This window comes from uncultured Abyssibacter sp. (assembly GCF_964000955.1).
In the GTDB taxonomy this organism is placed as follows: Bacteria; Pseudomonadota; Gammaproteobacteria; order Nevskiales; family OUC007; genus Abyssibacter.
In genome coordinates this window covers 1-1,599 of the sequence record NZ_CAXFCL010000255.1, presented here as the reverse complement: position 1 = coordinate 1,599, position 1,599 = coordinate 1, and the positions used below count along the sequence as shown (strand labels likewise).

Here is a 1,599-nt window from a genome sequence, read left to right as displayed (position 1 = left end):
TCTCGCGGCCAGCCGGCCTGCCCATCAGTGGTGCAAAGCCAATCGCCACGGCCGGCATTATCCCATTATCCATATGTTTTTGCTTGTCTTTTTATCGATTCGTTCGATGCGGACCGGCTTTCGATTCCAGGTTTTTTCCGCAACGAGCCGGTACGGCCCGGCCGGCAGATCCGGGCGGCACGCGCATCCGTGCGCAAATCCGGCCCGAAACCGCCGCAGGCTAACGCGCGAACAGCGCGGCGTCGATGTCCCGGAATCCCTTGAATTCCAGCGCGTTGCCGCTGGGGTCGCGCAGAAACAGCGTTGCCTGTTCGCCGGGCTGCCCGACGAATCGCCGGCGGGGTTCGAGCTCGAACCGGACACCTGCCTTCGTCAGGCGATCGACCAGCACTTGCCAGTCGTCCAGGTGCAGCACGACACCGAAGTGCGGCACCGGCACGTGATCACCGTCCACCGGCTGCGCAGAGGCCAGTCCCTGTTCGCCGCCCTCGCCCGCCAGATGCACGACAAGCTGGTGGCCAAAGAAATCGAAATCCACCCAGGTCGCCGCGCTGCGCCCCTCGGGGCAGCCCAGCGTCTGCCCGTAGAACGCCCGGGACGCGGCAAGATCGGATACAGGAATGGCAAGGTGAAACGGGCTCAGATTCGTCATGGGAGCACAGGCTAACCGAGAACTCGGCCAGGCGGCGCGAATCCGTCGTTCATCCCGCAACTTGCAACCCTGCGTGGACCCGCGACATCCTTGATCCGAGGACACCGTTTGCGTCGTGATCAACGACACGTGACGGCAGTCCGTCGAACGACGCCGGGCGGAACTTGATTCGCGGACCGGGCGTCGTCATTAACGGGGTCGTTCTGGCACCCGATGCAATCGATTCAGGAAGACATGTCGAAACACAGCGTGGCCACGGCACTGCGGGACGCCGTCGAATCCCGGATTCTCGGACAAACCCATCTGGTCGAGCGGCTGCTGATCGCCCTGCTTGCCGACGGTCATCTGCTGGTCGAAGGCGCGCCGGGCCTGGCCAAGACCACGGCGATCAAGACGCTCACCGACCATCTCGAAGCGGATTTCCACCGTCTGCAGTTCACCCCCGATCTGCTGCCGTCGGATCTGGTCGGCACGGAAATCTATCGACCGGAGTCCGGCGCGTTCGAATTCCGCCAGGGACCGATCTTCCACAATCTGCTGCTGGCCGACGAGATCAACCGGGCGCCAGCGAAGGTGCAATCGGCGCTGCTGGAGGCCATGGCCGAGCGGCAGGTGACGGTGGGCCAGACCACCTATCGCCTGCCCGACCTGTTCCTGGTCATGGCGACGCAGAACCCGATCGAGCAGGAAGGCACCTACCGGCTGCCGGAGGCCCAGCTCGACCGCTTCCTGATGTACGTGAAGGTCGGCTATCCGGATGTCGCCACCGAGCGCGCGATCCTGCGGCTGACCCGCGACACCGAACGGCACACTGCCGCGCCGACCTCGGAGCTGCGCGTGAGCCAGGCCGACGTCATGGCGATGCGGGCGGCCTGTCTGGACCTGCATCTGGACGAGGCCGTCGAGGAGTACATCGTCCAGCTCGTGCAGGCCACACGCACGCCGGG

Annotated in this window: 2 protein-coding genes; one reads left to right on the top strand and one right to left on the bottom strand. The window is 64.9% G+C overall.

Translation table 11 applies throughout. From position 1 onward, the window contains the following. Nucleotides 1-220: 220 nt before the first annotated feature. The gene (locus tag ABNS06_RS12325) at nucleotides 221-652 is read right to left on the bottom strand and encodes a VOC family protein (RefSeq protein WP_348674899.1); all 432 of its coding nucleotides are present in this window, start codon (nucleotides 650-652) and stop codon (nucleotides 221-223) included. Between the two features lie 234 nt (nucleotides 653-886). On the opposite strand from ABNS06_RS12325, the gene ABNS06_RS12320 reads away from it, so the two are divergent. Beyond that, on the top strand, nucleotides 887-1,599 hold a 713-nt coding region (locus tag ABNS06_RS12320; protein WP_348674898.1), incomplete at its 3' end, for an AAA family ATPase.